Source organism: Marinicellulosiphila megalodicopiae, from assembly GCF_045862395.1.
Classification (GTDB): domain Bacteria; phylum Pseudomonadota; class Gammaproteobacteria; order Pseudomonadales; family Natronospirillaceae; genus Marinicellulosiphila; species Marinicellulosiphila megalodicopiae.
The window spans coordinates 1,350,252-1,371,115 of sequence record NZ_AP023087.1; the positions used below are offsets into that span (position 1 = coordinate 1,350,252).

Genomic DNA, 20,864 nt, shown 5'->3' on the forward strand with positions numbered 1-20,864 from the left:
AATTGTGTCTAGCTCATTTTATTAAATTAGCTACTTGATGCATGTTGTGAAAAGTTTTCTTAATTTTTGGTGGTTGATTGCGTATAATACGCCCTTTTTCCAAACTGAATTTTGAGAGCTCTAAATGACAAAAGTTCGTACTCGAGTAGCGCCTTCCCCAACAGGTGATCCGCACGTAGGCACAGCCTATATCGCTTTATTTAACCGCGTATTCGCAAAAAGCCAAGGCGGTGAATTTATATTACGTATCGAAGATACGGATCAGTCGCGCTCCACGCCAGAATCAGAGCAATCCATTATGGATTCTCTAAAGTGGTTAGGATTGGATTGGGATGAAGGGCCGGATTGTGGTGGTCCTCATGAGATTTACAGACAGTCAGAGCGTAAAGAAATTTACCAAAAGCATTGTGCAGACTTAGTTGAAAACGGCCATGCCTTCCATTGTTTTTGTAGCACTGATCGTTTAGATCGTTTACGTCGCGAACAAAAAATCAATTCACAACCAACAAAATACGATGGTTTGTGCAAAGGTTTAACAAAAGAAGAAATTGCTAAGCGTCATGCTGCAGGCGAAAAATCCGTAGTGCGTATGGATATTCCTGTTGAAGGCGAATGTATTATTCATGATGAATTACGCGATCCCATTGCTGTTGAATACAAACAAATCGACATGCAGGTTCTTTTAAAGTCTGATGGTATGCCGTCGTATCATTTAGCCTGTGTGGTTGATGATCACTTAATGGAAATTAGTCATGTGATTCGCGGTGAAGAGTGGATCTCATCGACACCTAAACATCTGTTGTTATACCAATACTTTGGTTGGACTCCGCCAAAATTCTTCCACTTACCTTTATTGCGTAACGCAGATAAATCAAAGTTAAGTAAACGTAAAAACCCTACTAGTGTGGATTATTATCGTAAAATGGGTATTTTACCTGAAGCGTTAATTAACTATTTAGGCATGATGGGTTGGACGATGCCAAAAGGCGAAGAGAAATTCTTATTACAAGAAATGATCGATAACTTCGATATTTCTCGTGTTTCTCTTGGTGGTCCTGTTTTTGATGTTGAAAAACTAGAGTGGTTAAATGCTCGTTACATTCGTGAAAACTATTCAACGGATGAGTTTGTAAGTGTATTAAAAGAATGGGCGTTCAATGAAAAGTACATCAATCAATTTATGCCATTAGTGCAAGAGCGTGTGACAAAATTGTCTGATGTGGCACCATTGGCAGCATTTTTCTTTTCGGGTATGCCAAAAATTAACGAAGAAAGTTTTGCTCATAAGAAAATTGATTTAGACACCATTAAGAAAATTTTGCAATTAACATTGTGGAAACTAGAAACTCAGCGTCATTGGGATAAAGAAAATATCATGGCCGATGTAAAAGCCATTGGTGAACATTTGGAAATTAAATTCCGTGATGTGTTGTTTCCAATGTTTATCGCAATAGCTGGCACAAGCCAATCAGTATCCGTTTTAGAAGCGATGACGATATTAGGGCCAGACATCACTCGCGGTCGTTTGCGCTTTGCTGTAGATCTTTTAGGTGGGTATTCTAAGAAACAATTAAAAACATTGGAATCAGAATTCACAAAGATTGCTGCGTTTTTAGATTAATTGAGCAGTTTTAATTAAAAACTTATTGAGTAGTTTTATATCAGGGGTTTCCAAATAAGGCTGAAATTTGCACATAAATCAAACATTAATTGTATTTTGTTTGATTTATGTGCATTTTTTTTGCCGATTCATAATCACTCATTGGCATAAAAAATTCACCTAAATATTTAAGCGTTATTTCAGGTTTTAAATAATCCTTGGAATCATTTAAGGATTATATTTATGTTACTTCGTAATACGTTATCACTTTTTTATAATGGTACGTCATTTCTTTTTTCTTTCCTTTTTTCTTTCTTTTTTTCTTTCTTTTTTGGTTTACATTAGTTTTAACTTAAAAGCAGGGTCGATAATAATTAATCTGAGGGTTGGGTATTTTATTGTTAGCGCCATTAAAAGTACTCGATCTTTTTTGAAGAATATACCTGTATCTGTGGGGTGTTTCTAATTACTGATTCGGTTTTTTGCTCGTATGTTGTTACTTGAGTGTCTTTTTTTATTTTATAAGCTTGATCTAGAAATTATTTAATAACTCTTCTGCTTTTCGATTGACATATTCTGAACCAAAATGACTTTGAGTCCTTTAAATTTTGGAAGTTAATGATTTGATCTTATTTTCTTATTTTCTTATTTTCTTATTATGGAATTAAATATTGTTCACGGATTTTTTATCGATTCTTTATTTTTAAATTGCGTAACCTTATCTACTGGGTCGATTTGATACACACTTTTTTCCAAAATTGACTTGGTACACCTTGCTAATCCTTATGAAGTCAATATTTTTTTGCCTGGTGTTAACTTTGAATATTTTGATTTTGTGTTGTGAATGTTTGCGCTTGTTGTATGTAGGTTTTTGATTGACGAAACTTTTGTTTTTGGACGGGGTATTTTTGGACAAGGTATATTGGGGCGATGTATATTTTGGAAAGGAGTATCTAAAATTTTTAATTTTATTATTTTTCAAAAGTATGTTTGTATAATTTTTTTATAACATGTTTACATGGATGTTAAGAAGATGTTTGGTCTTTAAGATTATTAATATATCGGACTAATTTTTTTTACTTCATTTATTTTTGTGGGTGTCAATTTTGCATTTATGGTTTGTTTATGTTCTATTGGTAAGGCGAGTTAATTACTGGCAGGATGGAAGTGATTTTTTTCATTAGAAATTGAATAATTGCACCTTTTTTATACGTGTTCCTGTTATGTTATAAAATTTTATAGGTTTTTTTGATAAAAGATACCATACATTTTTTATCAAAATTACGAAAAATGTAACGTTAATATTTCCTTGATAAAAGATTCAAGGGCTTGAAGCTTTCAGGTTGTTTGAATTCATAATCGGTTTCATTGTATGGTTATGAACGAAATACGCTCTTTATATTCATTTCATGGTGTAGTGAACTAATAAGAGTGAGCTAATAAGAGTGAGCTGATTAGATTTAGCTCATTTTATGTTGGACAAGGCTGGGGGATCTTAATCCCGTAAATAAGGTTTTAATCGACTAGGCTGAAATGAAGGAATATAAATTCAGTAACGTGCTGGGTACTCCAGCAAACTATAAATACAACAATTCTTTTAAGGGCAAACTTATGCTGTATAACGAACCGTTCAATACTGACTGTCCTATACGTCAGAAAATCCGCGAGTATTATCATATCGATGAAAATGTGGCCGTTGATCATATATTGCCTTTAGCCGAAGTAAACGTCAGTGCTCGAAGTCGCGCTTGGGAGCGCGCTCGTAAGATGGCGTTACAAATTCGTAAAGATGAAGCAGGTAATGGTGCAATTGACGCGTTATTAAAAGAATACACATTATCAAGTGAAGAAGGTGTGGTGTTGATGTGCTTGGCTGAGGCTTTATTGCGTGTCCCCGATCATCATACTCAAGACACATTGATTCGTGACAAAGTGTCTCAAGGTAAATGGAGCAGTCATTTAGGCAGCAGCGATTCGTTATTTGTTAACGCATCTTCATGGGGACTATTAATTACAGGTGCCATGGTAAATTACAGCGATTCACGTAAAAAGGACAGTTTTGGTTTATTAAAAAAAGTCATTGGTCGATTGGGTGAGCCCGTTATTCGTAAATCAATGAACTATGCAATGAAAATTATGGGCAAGCAGTTTGTTATGGGTGAAACCATTAAAGATGCAACCGTAAGAGCAGCAACAAAAGAACAGCAAGGTTATGTGTATTCTTATGACATGCTTGGCGAAGGCGCGCGCACCATGGCGGATGCTGATCGTTATTTTAAATCCTATCAAAATGCCATTGATGTGATTGGCAAAGTGGCTCAAACATCTGGAAAAAATGACCCTCGTAAAGTGCCTGGTATTTCTGTGAAACTTTCTGCGATTCATCCTCGTTATGAATTTGTGCAAAACGAACGTGTCATGAATGAAATAGTACCCAAGCTTAAAGCACTATGTTTACAGGCTAAAAGTTATAATATTGGTTTAACGGTTGATGCAGAAGAGTCTGAGCGATTAGAGATTTCTTTGGATGTCATTGAAGCTGTTTTTATGGATAAAGAATTAGGCAATTGGGCAGGGTTTGGTATTGCTCTACAGGCGTATCAAAAACGCGCATTGTTTGTGGTCGATTGGTTAAGACAATTAACCTTGCGTGCGGATCGAAAAATGATGGTGCGTTTGGTGAAGGGCGCATATTGGGACAGTGAAATTAAACATGCGCAAAAAGATGGACATCAATATTTCCCAGTGTTTACACGTAAGTCTTCAACAGACGTGTCGTATCATGCTTGCGCTAATAAATTATTAGAATACCGAGACAGTATTTATCCACAATTTGCCACTCATAACGCTTATACCGCCGCCACCATTGTTGAATTAGCAGGAGACGATAAAGACGGTTTTGAGTTTCAGTGTTTACATGGCATGGGAGATTCTTTGTATGATCAAATTGTACTGAGTGAAAGTATTCAATGTCGTATTTATGCACCCGTAGGACGACACGAAGAATTATTGGCTTATTTAGTTAGACGTTTACTTGAAAACGGCGCGAACTCTTCTTTTGTTAATGCCATTGTTGATGAGTCTCAACCGGTTGAAACGTTATTGGCCGATCCAGTTGAAAAAACTCAGCGCTTAAAAGACAAAACCAATCATCAAATAAGTAATCCGTTAGATTTGTATCAAAACACAAAAGGGTTAGGACGTGAAAACTCTAAAGGTTTAGATTTAACAGACATTCAAAAAATTACTGAATTAAAATATACATTAGATACTTGGTTTGATAAAAATCAGTTAAATAATACAACGACTGACAAAGATGCAGTAGCGGTTAAAAATCCTGCTAATCATAATGAAGTGATTGGATTCGTGCGTTATCACAATAAAGATGACATGCAAAAAATGATTAATACCGCACAAGGCACATTTGAATCTTGGTCGCATACTCCAGTCGAAGAGCGTGCAAGATTATTAAATAATATTGCAGACATACTTGAAAGACACACACATGAATTAATTGCGTTGTGTATTAAAGAAGCAGGCAAGGTTGCACAGGACGGCATTGACGAAGTAAGAGAGGCGGTTGATTTTTGTCGTTACTACGCAAACCAAGCCATTGAACTTGAAACAGATGAGCGACTACAGGCTCGTGGTGTCGTGTTATGTATTAGCCCGTGGAATTTTCCGTTGGCAATATTTTTAGGTCAAATTGCAGCGGCTATTTCTACAGGTAACACTGTAATAGCCAAACCTGCTGAACAAACCAGCTTGATTGCACTGCGCACCATTGAGTTATTGCATTCAGCAGGACTGCCGCAAGGTGTGGTACAAATAGTGATTGCAAGCGGTAAATTAGTTGGCGAAATTATTGTACCTAATGACCATGTTCAAACGGTGATGTTTACTGGATCCACACAAACCGCCACAATTATTTCACAAATTTTGGCAAATAGAGGTGGTGATCAAGTGCCGTTTATTGCAGAAACAGGTGGTCAAAATTGTCTGATTGTGGATTCGACTGCCCTGCCTGAGCAAGTGGTTGACGATGTGATTTCATCGGGTTTTCAATCTGCGGGACAGCGTTGCTCTGCTTTGCGTGTCTTGTATTTACAAGAAGATATTGCTGATACTGTGATCACTATGCTGACAGGCGCCTTAAAAGAATTAACAATAAGTGATCCACAAAAATTAAGTACCGATGTCGGTCCTGTTATTGATCAAAAAGCGTTAACCGCATTAACGTTACACAGTGATTATATGCAAACTCATGGACAGTTATTATTTCAATGTGAAATTTCAGATGAAGTTAGTGCTAAATTATCTGAAAATGAACATTTCTTTTTTGCTCCAAGACTTTACGAAATTAAAAATATTAATGTATTAAAGCATGAAGTATTTGGCCCCTGTGTGCATGTCATAAGATTTAAGGGGGAGGAAATAGAGCAGATTGTTGATGACATTAACAGCACTGGTTTTGGTTTAACTATGGGTATTCATACTCGAATAGAGCAGCGCGCATTTGATTTGGCTAAATTGTCACGAGCAGGCAATGTGTACATTAATCGAAATATGATTGGTGCCACAGTAGGTGTACAACCGTTTGGCGGCCGAGGTCTGTCAGGTACAGGACCAAAAGCAGGCGGGCCCAATTATTTAACGCGACTAGTAAAAGAAAATGCGACACCGACAATTGAACAAGCTAATTTAATACCTTCACAAATGGCGGTATTTGATGGTGATGAGCAATCTCAAAAACAAGCTAATGTGTTTATGCAACAAGCTAGCAGTGCAGAAAAAAGCTGGCGCTTAACTGAATTAAACACACGAATATCCTGTATGCGCCAATGGCTTGCAAAAATTGCTCGTGTAGAAAGCGTAGATGATTTTGCCGATGATTTAGAGCGTACATTAACTGATGCACGCTCTCAATTAATAGACATTGAAAAACGATTAAAAACCCCCACAATTTTACCCGGGCCAACAGGTGAAACGAATGTGTTGTTTTTAGAAAATCGCGGCAATATTACCTGTTATGCAGATGAACATGTGAGTTTTCATTTTTGGTTATTATCTATCGTAACGGCATTAGCAACAGGTAATACAGTGATTACGGTTGTCTCAGATTTGTATTACGATGAAGCCATTGCCTTTAGAGAAAAATTCAGAGACATTCACGACGATGAACATATATTTCAAGTTGCCAGATTATGTCATTTATCAACATTGTTAGCGCATCCAGATTTAGCGGGAATAGTAGTAAACGGAAAATGTCAGTGTAAACATTATATTAGTGAGCAACTGGCAAAACGAGAAGGTGCAATTTTGCCTGTCATTAGTTCTGAATATTATGATAATTTGATTCAACGATTATTAACTGAAAAGACAGTGAGTGTCGATACAACTGCGTCTGGTGGTAATACATCACTTATGACCTTGGAAGAAGATTAAGAATTAAGTCTGAAGTATCAATCCTACAAAAAAATGTAGGGTTGATATTTATATCAAAAAAATAAATTAAAAAATGAAATGGATGCATGAATAATTATTATTACCTAGAAAAAACACATTGAGTTCACAATAAAAAAATATTAATTAATATAATGGGATAAGTGTATTTTTTTCATTTTATATTAAACCTTTTTTAGTGCTTGTTTTAGTGTATGGTTTAAAGGGAATTTAATATTCATTAACTATGTGTTTGGAATCGGCTTTATTATTAGCAATATTTCATAGCATATAAATTAATGAGAAATGAAATAAATTTTTATTTTGGGTAACTTGTCACTGTCTAATACTTGTATTAAGACAAGAGTTTTTTATTGTTGTTCAATGAGTCAGCATAAAAAATTGATAGTTTACAAATTTACTTTGAGTAAGTTTTTATACTTTTTTGGAGAGATGCAGCACTGGTTAATGTTAATCAGATTGCTCAAAACACGCTGGCTAGTGAATGCTCGCTATGCCAGAAAAAATTAATCAACTGGAGACAATTATGACTTTATTGTATGCACAATTTGGCTTGTATTTAATTATGATGCTGGGCATCGGGTATTACTCGATGTTAAAAACGAAAAATAACGAAGGGTTTATAATTGGTGGGCGAACGTTAGGTCCAGTGACAACAGCCGTCAGTGCTGGTGCATCAGATATGAGTGGCTGGTTAATGTTGGGCTTACCAGGGGCGGTATTTGCTGGAGGATTAAGTGAAGGACTATGGATCTCTATAGGCTTAATTATTGGTGCTTATACCAACTGGGTTGTGGTTGCAGCAAGAATTAGAACGTTTAGTGAACAGCTTAAAGCGTTTACATTACCCACTTACATAAGCAATCGATTTGAAGACAATACAGGTGTACTTAAAATAGTTTCTGCCGTAGTTATTTTATTTTTCTTCACGCTTTACGTAGCATCAGGTCTTAAAGGTGGCACGTTATTATTTGCACATACATTTGATGCAAGTGAGCAAACTGCAATGATCATTACAACGTTAGTGATTGTCTCGTATACATTCTTAGGTGGTTATTTAGCAGTATGTTGGACCGATTTAGTTCAAGGTATTTTGATGTTTTTTGCATTAGTATTTTGTGCGTTACTGGCTTATTTTGCCATTGCAGGATCAGAAGTGAGCATTGCAGAAATAAATCCTAAAGCGTTTGCATGGAAAACCGGCTCGTTGTTAACGGGTGCTTCATTAATGGCATGGGGTTTAGGTTATTTCGGACAGCCACATATTTTAGCTAGATTCTTAGGTATTAGAAGTGCAGAAGATGTTCCTGCTGCAAGAAGAGTGGGTATGACTTGGATGATCGTTGCTTTGATTTTGTCAACTTGTATCGGCCTAGTCGGTATTGGTTATGCAGAACTTAATGGTTTAACGGGTTTGACAGGTGAAGGTGGAAATAGCGAGCGAATTTTCTTAGCACTTTCAAGTGCGGTATTTAGCCCATGGATCAGCGGTATTATTTTAGCAGCTGTATTAGCGGCGGTAATGTCCACTGCAGATTCACAATTATTAGTGTTAAGTTCTTCGTTAACAGAAGATTTATCATTATTTAAAAATGTGTCTGACGAGAAAAAAGCATGGATCAGCCGATTTGGTATTGCTGGGTTTGCATTAATTGCGTATGTGATTGCTGCGAATGATACTGGTAGTATTTTAGGTATGGTGGGTTATGCGTGGAGTGGTTTTGGTGCTGCGTTTGGACCGTTAATTATTCTTTCATTAGTTTGGAGAGACACAACAAAATACGGTGCCATTGCAGGTATTGTAATTGGTGCACTTTCTACGTTTATCGTTAAGAACTTTGTATCATTTGAAGGGCATTATTTCTTTGAACTATTACCAAGTTTCTTTATTGCATTTATTAGTATTATTGTGGTTAGTACATTCACTGCTAAGCCAAGTGAAGCGTTATTGAATAAACTTAAGCTATAAATCACAAATCTTAAATCACAAATTTAGAATTGTTTAGAAATTAAAACAAAAGCGTATAATCCAAAAGGGTGTGCGCTTTTTTCAAAAAAATTGAGCAACTTAATAAAACACTAAGGTGGCCCTTGTTTAGAATCTCAAGCATCCAATAAAAATTCTAATTTTTTTATTTGAAATATTGACTCAATATTATACCGATTACTTTTACCTGTATTTATTCGAAATAAAGCATAGACTTAATTAAGCAAAAACTTCTGCATAATTATAGTGGTTTTAATTGAAATCCTTCATTTCTAAAACTGTCAATATTTATTTGACCTTGTCCGCATCCAATAATGTTTTAATTAATATTTGGTTTAACAACTGCAAAGGTAAAATGATTTATAATTATTGAAGAATTATTAAATGAGTAAAGTCTCTCATTGCGCCAGATGATGAAAATTTCTATATTGATTGGTTGATTGGTTGATTGGTTGATTGGTTGATTTTGAAATTAATGAAAAAAATCACCATAATTTTTTGGATTACTTAGTTGTTTAAATCAAAAGGCCTATCAGGTTTGAATTATAAATATATGACATGCAAATCATGTATCATTTTTGCTATGAACAAAAAATATGCATCATATTAGACTGAGATTGAATTTTTACTAATGTCGAGGTTTGTGAAACGCTTCCAATTCTTTTATTTTTATTAAAAATATATTGTGATAGCATTGTTTTTTTACTCATTCAGAGTAAATAAGGAAGGATATATGAAACGCTTATTCAATTGTGTACTTGTGTTAAATTTTTTAATTATTATTTCCTCGTGTGTTGGTAGTAATAATCAACCAAATTCAACAGATACCCAAACAGATACCCAAACAGAAAATAGCAAACCTACTATTTCACTAAATGGTAATGCTGTGATTGATATTTCTGTGTTTACTCAATACACCGACCAAGGTGCAATAGCAAAAGATGAAATGGGTGGAACCGTTTCAGTGGTTACATCCGGCTCAGTGATCAATGATGTAATCGGCACTTATATCCTTACTTATACCGCCACTGACTCCCAAGGTAATCAATCAAGTTTAACTCGTACAGTAAATGTCTTGGATACTACCGCACCTAGCATTGAACTGATTGGTCAGAGTAGTACCGACTTGTTAGTCGGTAACATATATTCTGAACAGGGTGTGGATGCAGCAGATAACTATGACAACGAATTGCAGTTGGTGGTGTCTGGTCAAGTTGATAATACCTTGCTGGGCGCTTATGACATTACTTATCAAGTAATGGATCAGTCGGGTAATGCTTCAAATATTTTGACACGAACTGTTAATGTTATTGACACCATTTCGCCAAGTATCGAGTTGATTGGTTTAAATGAAGTTAATATTGAAGTGGGAACTGAATATCAAGAATTAGGTGTCAATGTAACCGATAATTACAATACTGACCTACAAGCCAGCCTAACAGGTCAAGTGAATGCTGCACTTAAAGGACGTTACGTCATCAGTTATCAGGCAGTGGATTCATCAGGTAATGTCTCAAATATCGTGACACGCACAGTGAATGTTCGTGATCCTGCCTCTCCTTTAATTACATTAATCGGAGAAAATAATATTGAATTATTAATCGGTGAAAATTATCAAGAACTAGGTGCACTGGCTAAGGATAATTCTGGGGCAAATATAAACGTTGTTATTTCTGGCGAAGTTAATAATCAAATAGCGGGCAGATATGAAATTACCTATCAAGCAACCGATCAACAGGGAAATCAAAGCAATATCTTGCGTACAGTTATTGTTAAAGAATTCAGAGCGTTCATTACCACCTGGCAAACAGATATGGATGGTGGAGTTGATAAAGAGATTACACTAGGGGTTAGCTCTGATTATGATTATAACTTCACAGTAGATTGGGGGGACGGTCAACAGGAATCTAATATAACATCCAGCATTGTTCATGCCTATGATCAAGTTGGCACTTATTCAATCAGCATAACAGGCTCGTACCCACTGATTAATTTTAGTGATGATTGTAGTAAGTTAAAGTCCATTGAACAGTGGGGGGATATGCAATGGCAGTCTATGCATCAAGCATTTATGGGCTGCACGGATGTAAATATTGTGGATATTGACGCCCCAAACTTATCCGAAGTGTCGGATATGTCCTATATGTTTTCACTGGTGTATTTATTTAATCAAGATATTGGTCATTGGAATGTATCTTCAGTAACAAATATGGAAGGTGCTTTCAAATATGCGTTTAGTTTTAATCAAAATTTAGATAATTGGGATACGGCTTCTGTGACGAATATGCAAGAGATGTTTTTTTCAGCCGCTGATTTTAACCAGAGTATTGAAAGTTGGAATACTTCTGAAGTAACTAATATGAGTGGAATGTTTAGAGAAGCGAAAAGCTTTAATCAAAATATTAATAACTGGAATGTATCATCGGTAATCAATATGAATGAAATGTTTAATAACTCAGAGCATTTTAATCAACCATTGGATAAATGGGATGTGAATTCCGTAAAGTCGATGTCTAGAATCTTTAGAGGGGCTGTTAATTTTAATCAAAATATCGCAAATTGGAATGTATCTAATGTGACGAGCTTTAGTGGGGCATTTAATGGTGCAACTCAGTTTAACCAAGATTTAAGTGCTTGGGTTGTATCTTCTGTTACTGAAATGAGTTCAATGTTTGCCTATTCAGGTTTTGATCAAGATATCAGTCTTTGGGATATTTCAAGCGTTAAATTTATGAATGGTATGTTTGATGAAACCGAGCTTTCAACAGTAAACTACGACCTGTTATTAGTATCATGGAGCAATCAAATGCCACAAGATGGTGTAATATTTGGAGCTGGAAGCAGTCGCTATAGTGCAGGGTCAATAGCTCAGACTGCTCGTACTGCTTTGATTGAAACTTTTGGTTGGGCTATCTCGGATGGTGGTGTAGTTGATAATGTTCAATAATCCTAAAATTTGAATTATTGATAAGATCCGTTAAATTAAAAAAATTAACGGCTCTTTTATTTGGAAAATAATATTAGTCATTTTTTAATTTAAGGAAACTCTGTTTAAATAATGCTAAAATATGAGTGTCTATTAATTTTAAATAAAACCTATATATCACATGAAACAACTCAGCTTTACAGACGCAGAATCCCATTTAAAACGAAAACAAACTCGAAAAGAAAAATTCCTTAATCAAATGGAAGGACTTGTTCCTTGGGGCGTTTTTCTGCCTATCATCGAGCCATTTTATCCAAAAATGTATAAAAAAGGTCGTCAGCCTTACCCGCTTGAAACGATGCTTCGTGTTCATTTAATGCAAAACTGGTATACGATGAGTGATCCATCAATGGAGGATGCACTTTATGAAATTGCATCCATGCGACAATTTGCTCGATTAGAATTAACACATAAAATTCCTGATGAAACACCATCTTAAAATTTAGGCATTTGCTTGAGAAGCATAAATTACAAGAAAAAATGCAACAAGCCATGAACCAAATTATGGTTGATCAAGGTGTATTATTAAAAGAAGGGACACTGATGGACGCCACAATTATTCACGCATCACCTTCAACCAAAAACAAATCGAAAGCACGCGATCCAGAAATGCATTCCTGCAAAAAAGCGAATCAATATTATTTTGGAATGAAAGCGCACGTGGGTGTCGACATGTACACAAGCGTGGCGCACAGCATGACATTTACATCGGCTAATCATCATGATGTGACCGAAGCGCATAATTTATTGCACGGTGATAGCGGATATTTAGGTGCGGATCAGCGTGAAGAAAATAAAGATGTTTCAGCCCAATGGCTGATCGCAGAGCGACCAAGTTCATTGGTAAAAAAACACGGGACGGGCACAATTTACAATGACAAAAAAGCCACGGAAAAAATAAAGGCGCAATTAAGAGCGAAGGTGGAACATATTTTTAGAATCGTAAAGTGTCAGTTTGGATTTCGAAAAGTGAAATACAAAGGGCTGGCAAAAAATGCGGCACAGCTGACGATGTTATTTACGTTAGCCAATATTTATATGATGAGGAATTTATAAATGAACTAGGCGAGTTACGCCTAGAATTTGGCAAACCAGCCAAATTCTAGGAAGTATGCGAGTTTTTTCGCAATTTCAGGGTGTTTTTTAGAAAAAAATTGTAAGATTTTTTTATTGAGTCTTTAGGATTCTAAATCAGAGATTCCTTAATATTATTTAAAGTATAAATTAATTTCTACTTTATACTAACAATCAGGTAACAAAAAAATTGATTAAAATATTAAATATAATTTATTAATAACAATTATGTTATAAACTTAATACATAACAGATTGGAACTTACTATTTTGATATAAATAATTAGCTTTGAAATATTATTGATTTATTACATGTTTATTACAGTTCTATTAAATTTTAAATATTTAATTGTCTTTAAATAATTAGTGTTGGATAAGCTTTAAAAATAGTACTTAAATTACGCTTCAATCTATTACAAATAACTATGTTTATATATGTTCATACTTTATAATTTATATGCATGTCTATATTTTTGACCAAAGGTTTGGTCAATTAAAATTTTAACCAAAGGTTTGGTGGATAAAGTATAGCTTGCTTAAATCATATAAATAATAAGGTAAGGGTAAGTTATGGAGTTTTTAAAGATTGTGGAAAATATATTGTTTTCCCAAAACAAAACTAAAATTAAGAGGATGTTGTTTCGAAAGAAAATGTTTGCTTCAAAAGGAAGTCATTTAATTCTCAACGCAAAAAAAAAGTTTGATGCATCGGAGAATATATTTTATAAAAATAGTTTGAGTCATTTAGGTACATTTGTATCTAGCGTAATATTTGGCGTAATCGCATTACTAGTTACACCTGTTGCTATTGCTTTGCCATTAGGTACAAATTGGGTTGATTCAAGGGACGATTTTCAATCAGCTGATGAATGTTCAGGTTGTCATAGCACTCAATTTGAACAATGGCGTTCTTCAATGATGGGGTATTCATCTATTAGTCCACCTATTCATGCGCTTGAAGCTGTTGAAAATCATGAAAATGCTTTTGGTGCAGGTCATGGTCGATTAACTCGAACCGATGGTGCAGATTACGGTGTATTAAGAACTGAAAATCAACTATTTTGTCAAAAGTGTCATGCGCCTGTAGCCGTTCTCACAGACGCATTTGAAGATGTTGTTTTTGATGCAAATACGCTAATTGGAAATAAAGATATGGATGGTAATCCGTTGATTCCTGATTCGCATACACGATTGGTTAATATTGCAAACGACACAAGTGAAAACTTTACAGATATACAAAAAAGTAATGCAAAAGTCGCCACTGAAGGCGTGACCTGTACTGTTTGTCATAGTATGGATGGACAAAATATATACAATGGAGCAATAGATAATCGACCTGGTTTTGAGGTGGGTACAGCTAATAGTGGTTATTTAATTGAGCGCCACAAATCAAATGATACATCTAACCGAATGTATTTTGGACCATTTGATGAAATTGCTGGTGGCGTTTTTGCCGATTTATCAAGTGCATTTCAAATGTTTGCCCCTCACTTAGCAGATGTAACAGAGTTCGCGGCACTACCAACTTCCCCTACTTCACATACAAATTTACAAAATGTTAAATATATTGGTGAAGATGGCTTGCAACGGCCTTATATTAAAACTGGTGAAATGTGTGGCAGTTGTCATGATGTACGTATACCAGCACCAGACTTAAATGCCGATATTGCAGATTCTGATAAAGACCCATTTAGACGCGTAGAAAATTTATTTTCGGAGTGGCTAAATAGCCCGTGGAATAATAATGATAATACGTTTAACAAAGTCAAAATAGACAATTCAGCAGCTAATCAGCCTGGCAATAATCGATTTACTTATTATACCGATAGTATCCACCGTTATGCCTATGATGAGAATAGTGATATTTATGATGAAAACTTGGCTTACGCAGCATTTATCGATCCTGGGTTACGAGAATTAGAAAATCATATAGCAAATCCGCGCGAACCCGCTAAAACTTCCACTGGTGCTCAAGTTTATAATGCCGCTGGTGATAAAATGAAACGAATTACAACCTGCCAAGATTGTCATATGTCAACTTACATGACCGACCCTGATGCTAAACCTGGTGACTACAAAATGGGTAAAGTTTCAACCTTTTCTGATGATATTGAAGAAATTAGTAATCATCGCTTTATTGGTGTTGATCGGTTCTTAACTCATGAATTGCCAGCGATTGATCCAACCGCTCCAGGCAATAATGGTCTAGCGAATTTCGATATCTCAGAAATCCCTATTGGAACAACAGCTTTCAATGATTTTATGGATAAAGATAATGTTAACTCAACTTTAGATTTTGATGGTGGTGATATATTTGACGCTCGTGAAATTCTATTACAAAAAGCGGTGGATTTTAAAGTTATCTCAGCTGAAGTGGATACAGTAACTAACACTTTGCCAATTAAAATCTCAGTAGAAAACGTAGGGGCGGGTCATAATATTCCTGCAGGTTTATCACAAGAGCGTCAAGTTTGGATTGAATTGGAAGTGTTAAAAGGTGAAGGTACCGAAGATTCTCCATATATCAATGTTTATACATCAGGTGCATTAACTCAATTTTCACACAATGCAGCAGATGAGATAATAGATAGTAATGGTCAAACATTATCCACACAAAACCAAGTTGCAGCTACAGAATTTAATCCATTTGGGCCTGAGCGTTATAATAAAAGCCATTGTGGTGAATCCAACGGTGAAAAAGAATATGAATGTGATTTAGGGGCATTTTACGCGAAATTGGATGAGCGATTTAATATTAAGGTGGATAATGGTGTTTATCAATTATTTGATGGTTTGGATGCTAACTTACGTGATAATGGTGTGAATTCAGGGATATTAGCTGACGGCACCAATTTAGGTCTTGTGAATTATCAAAATGGCTTTACGTTAGGGTTAGATGTAAATGGAGATCCAGCCTCGCAAACTCAATTACCTGAAGTATCAAGAGTTAAAGTAATGACTCAATTTATTGCCGACAGCATTGTGAACTCTAATGCATTAAAACCTTTTGAAAAGCGTATTGAGCAATATGATGTTCCACTTGATGGTCATACTGGACCGTTTACGATCAATGCACGTTTGCGATTCCGTCCATTACCTGCTGAATTTTTAGAAAACCTAAGTAGAGAAAATGGTTTGGCTGCTAGTCGAATTGATGCAGAAGTCATTAAGAAAAACAAAGTAATCGAAATGGAAAATGACAGTTGTATCAGTGGAAGTCGAGCGACTGCAACCCATCGTGCTTGTAGCCCTGTAAAGAGTGTTGATATGGCGTATAGCAGAAGCTGTGCTATTTTAGAAGATAAAACAGTGCAATGTTGGGGCAGTGGTGCATTTGGCGTGCTTGGAGACAGCATTACAACCTCTCATTTCGTATCGACACCACAGTTAGTGCCTAATTTGAGTAATGTCACTATGCTCGCAGTGGGACTCTCAACGAGTTGTGCATTATTATCAGATTCACGAGTTAAATGTTGGGGACTTGCTAGCTATGGCGAATTTGGTGATGGGAATACAAATAATCATTATAGCTTAATTCCTAAAACCGTAAAAACCACATCAGGTGACGAGCTAACTGGAGTTAAGGCTATTTCTGCTAAATCCAGAACAGTTTGTGCAGTTATGAATGATGATACCGTACAATGTTGGGGCGATAATCGAGATGGAATTCAAAATAATGAAAATGGATACCCTGTTGTAGTGCCAGATTTGTCAGGTGTAACACAAATGGATACTGGATTTAATAATAGCTGTGCAATCATCTCCACTGGTGAAGTTAAATGTTGGGGGAATGGGATTTCTGGATCTTTAGGGGATAATGATTTATCAAATCATTTTGAGGCTTCGCCTGTCACGGTTCAAGGGATAGATTATAGAGCGGTAAATATTGATACTGGATATTATAATTCGTGTGCAATTCTTGAGAATGGTTCGGTAAGTTGCTGGGGACAAGCTCATCTAATACAAACCAATTCCCACACTGCAAGAACTGTAGATAATTTACTTCTAGAAGCAATAGATATTGCTGTGGGTCAAAGTCATGCCTGTGCAGTACTTATTGATGGTTCTGTGAAATGCTGGGGAGCTGACAGTCATGGTCAATTGGGTCAAGATACTGTAACAGGTGCATCTGAACTTTCGCCTGTTCCAGTACAAGGGGTAAGTAATGCTGTTGCAATTTCTGCAAGTGATAAGCAGACATGCGCGATTTTAGCTGATGATTCTGTAAAATGCTGGGGCTTAGGTGAAAGTGGTCAAATTGGTGATGGCGGACCGATATCTGTTGGTAAAACATTCCCTACACCTACCACTGTTGTGGGTTTAGATCTTAGTGTTGAAATGACTAGCTGTGAAACTGAATCTGATAATATGGTACCTGATTGTGACATGAGTATCGTAAGTTCAGTAAATTGGATCGCGATGGCTAATTCATCTGCGGTGGTTCAAAATGTATTTGATGGAAATGAAATGCAAATTGATATTGGTAATGCCGGTAATGAATTTTGGCATGCACAGTCTGTGATTTCAGTACCAACTCAAGCAGGAACTTACATCCTTAATTTTGAAGCACGAGCAGAAAGCGATCGAAATATAACGGTTAATTTCGGTGAAGGTGGGAATGATTATACGAGCTATTTCCGTGAAGAAATTGCACTCACTACGCAAATGCAATCATTTACTCGGGTAATAGAAAATGTTCCAGTTGATAATCTTGCACGCTTAGATATTAATGTTGGTGCGAATGGTGGTTTAAACGAAACTGCCGATGTTTTTCTTGATAATGTCTATTTATCATTACAGCAAGAAACAGGAACGGGAACGGGAACAGGAACAGGAACAGGAACAGGAACGGGAACAGGAACAGGAACGGGAACGGGAACGGGAACTGGAACGGGAACTGGAACTCAAGATTGCAAGACTATAACAAGTAATATTATCCCAAATTGTAGTTTTGACAATCCGTCTGCTACAAATTGGCAGTATTTTGCTAATGAGGGTGGTTCAGGTCAGAATATTTACGATGGAAATGAATTACAAATCGCCGTTTATAATCCTGGTAATGTATTTTATGGAGTGCAGGCAGTCACTGCCTCACCTACTCAAAGTGGTGATTATACGTTAACGTTTGAAGCTCGAGCTGAAAGCAATCGAGTCATGACAGTAAACTTGGGTATGGGCGGAGGCGCTTGGACATCTTACTTCCGCGAAGAGGTAAATCTTACGACTCAAATGCAGACTTTTAGTTTTAACATTCCAAATGTTCCTACTGATAATATTGCTCGTTTAGACTTTAACGTAGGTATTCATTCTAGTGGCAATAATAATGCGAATGTTTTCCTAGACAACGTTAATCTGGCGATAGTCGGTACAGGCACAGGTACAGGCACAGGTACAGGTACAGGTACAGGTACAGGTACAGGCACAGGTACTTCATTTGCATGCGACTTAAGTAACTCCGTCAGTATCTCAGCGGGAGGACAATTGTCAGTCACACAAGGCGATTGCATTAAATATGGCCACAATTCGGGTAATCTTCAATTAGGCACTTGGAGTGGTAGTGGAAGTATTTTGTATGATGTACAAAACTGTAATGGTGTTGTTCAAGAAAATGTTATGCAAACACTGAATTCGTATACAAGCATCAATACTGGTACGAATAATTGTGATCATTATATTCTTGTTAAACAGGCATCGAGTAGTTTCCAACTTCAATTTAATAGTTGGTAGTATGAGTTGAGCATAGTCAAGGTTACGCTCAGTATTTATGTTTTATGTGAATTACTGAGTGTAAGAATTGATTTAGTTTTTACATAATAAATAGAGTTATATAAATTATTTATTTTTGGCTTTTGCTTTCGGGCAAAGGCCTTTTTTATGAAATTTCAACATACAGTGAATAATAGTTTGTACTCCTTCTGTAATCCATAAATTAAGTGCAATGATGTAGTTCCTGAGCCCATTCAAATATTGAATGTATTGGTTTAGAAAAATAAATTGATAAAATACAAATTACTTTTTATTCAGTCATATTAGACATTTAGATATTCCATACGCACATAAAATTGGTTGTTAAATTTATTAATATTCAATTATGAGACGAAACGCTGTATATAAAACTTGATAGTTTTATATAATTTGTTTTTTTTGAATGGATAATCAAAATGCGAACAATCATTACTTTTTTTCTACCTTTGATTTTGGTAATAATGCCATCAATAGTGTCGGCACATATCTACTTAAAACCAGACGGGAATGTGATACCCAGAAATACAAATGGTGTAACCTGTGATGTGCCAGGGACTTATCATGCAATCTTTGAGTCTAACTCAACGGTTGATATTTTGTATTCGGTGGGTATTCAACATGACCCATTTGAAATGTATTTAATTGATAATACAGATGAAAATATTATTTATACTTTAGTTGAAAATATACCCGACATTAAAGGATTAAATACTCAAAGTATTACTTTTCCTGATATTGAATGTGCATCCTGTACATTAAAATTAAGTCAAAATGCGAGCTATTCTTCTTGTGCAGATATTACGTTAACTCGTCGTGAAAATATTTTGCCGACAAACTCTGTCAGTCACATTATAAGTACGCAAACAGATCAATCAGTATTTTTAGAATGGGATAACCCTGATAATATTAATCAGGTCATGATTTTACAATCTGATTTTTATATTGAATCTACACCGGACTCGACAAAACAATATCAAAATGGTGATGAGATTGATGGTGCAACTGTTATTTTTTTAGAAATTAATGACACTTATAATGTGAATGGATTGATTCCACAAACTGATTATTATTTTCAGTTTTTTACTAGAAACATGGCCGGTAATTATTCAAAAGTGAATCCATACAAGGCTACAACGGCTGAAGTAATTAATAATCAACCGATGATTTCTCTTGAGGATATCAGACTACAAAGTGATGGTGTTTGTGAGCAGGCCATTAATATTGTTGCCACAGTGACTGATGTAGATGCCGGTGACATGCATCAGATTCAGTGGGTAACGAACCCAGTATTAGAAAATCAAAGCACTGATCCGTTAGAGTTTTATAATTCTTCAAGCATCAATGATGGTACTGAAAAGCAATTCGAAATAACTGCAGTTGTGACTGATAATGGCGCGCCCATTAAAACGCATTCTCAAGTATACAATTTTAGCTGCGCAGCAGATCCTAACTTAATAGAAGATGAGCCAATAGCTGAAGCTAATCATGCACCTAAAGTTGTATTGATAGCAGGTATTCAATCTATTTATGGTTGCGAAGATATCGTTGAGGTATTTGCTGCAATTGAGGATGAAGATGAAAACGATACGTTTACAGTTAAGTGGTCAGTAGAACCAGAACTAGAAAATCAAAGCCTAGATCCCCTTGTGTTTATGAACAGCACCGACACGAGTGGGTTACAATCTAAGCATTATAAATTTACGGTAAATGTGACTGACTCAGGAGTACCTGCTCAAATAAGTACCAAAGAGTTTGATTATGTCTGCGAGCCTCATCCCGATCAGGGGCTGGTAATAGTTGATAATGAATTAAGTTTAGGTGGGTTGTCTCATATTTATTTGTGGATACTAGCGATATTTGCAATGGTTATGAGATTAAAACGTAAAGTTTAAACTTGCTTTGGGCGAGAAATCGCCCAATTTTCAATTTTTTAACAATTTTATGCCTGCACCTTAAAAAATGAGAAATCTTCAGCAACCCCTCATCAAAATATCCACTAAATTTTACATT

At 35.8% G+C, this 20,864-nt stretch carries 7 protein-coding genes; all 7 read left to right on the forward strand.

The window, feature by feature from the left end; all coding sequences use genetic code 11:
- Positions 1-124: 124 nt before the first annotated feature.
- The 7 genes from gltX (at position 125) to TYM08_RS05850 (ending at position 20,746) form a co-directional block, all read left to right on the forward strand.
- The gene (gene gltX, locus TYM08_RS05820) at positions 125-1,621 is read left to right on the forward strand and encodes a glutamate--tRNA ligase (RefSeq protein WP_422382023.1); all 1,497 of its coding nucleotides are present in this window, start codon (positions 125-127) and stop codon (positions 1,619-1,621) included.
- 1,590 nt (positions 1,622-3,211) lie between these two features.
- Positions 3,212-7,045 (forward strand): bifunctional proline dehydrogenase/L-glutamate gamma-semialdehyde dehydrogenase PutA, encoded by a 3,834-nt coding sequence (gene putA / locus TYM08_RS05825; RefSeq protein WP_422382024.1) that lies wholly within the window; start codon positions 3,212-3,214, stop codon positions 7,043-7,045.
- 544 nt (positions 7,046-7,589) lie between these two features.
- A complete protein-coding gene (putP, locus tag TYM08_RS05830) occupies positions 7,590-9,032 on the forward strand; it encodes a sodium/proline symporter PutP (RefSeq protein ID WP_422382025.1) in 1,443 nt (480 codons plus the stop codon).
- Between the two features lie 751 nt (positions 9,033-9,783).
- Entirely contained in the window at positions 9,784-11,997 is a 2,214-nt protein-coding gene (locus TYM08_RS05835; RefSeq protein ID WP_422382026.1) for a BspA family leucine-rich repeat surface protein, read from the forward strand.
- A gap of 160 nt (positions 11,998-12,157) precedes the next feature.
- A protein-coding gene (locus TYM08_RS05840) for an IS5 family transposase (protein WP_422382027.1) occupies positions 12,158-13,092 on the forward strand; the annotation gives its coding sequence in 2 pieces (ribosomal slippage) (positions 12,158-12,464 and positions 12,464-13,092; 936 coding nt in all).
- A gap of 587 nt (positions 13,093-13,679) precedes the next feature.
- Entirely contained in the window at positions 13,680-18,836 is a 5,157-nt protein-coding gene (locus TYM08_RS05845; RefSeq protein WP_422382028.1) for a hypothetical protein, read from the forward strand.
- A gap of 434 nt (positions 18,837-19,270) precedes the next feature.
- Complete coding sequence (locus TYM08_RS05850) at positions 19,271-20,746, forward strand: hypothetical protein (protein WP_422382029.1); 1,476 nt, start codon at positions 19,271-19,273, stop codon at positions 20,744-20,746.
- Positions 20,747-20,864 lie beyond the last annotated feature (118 nt).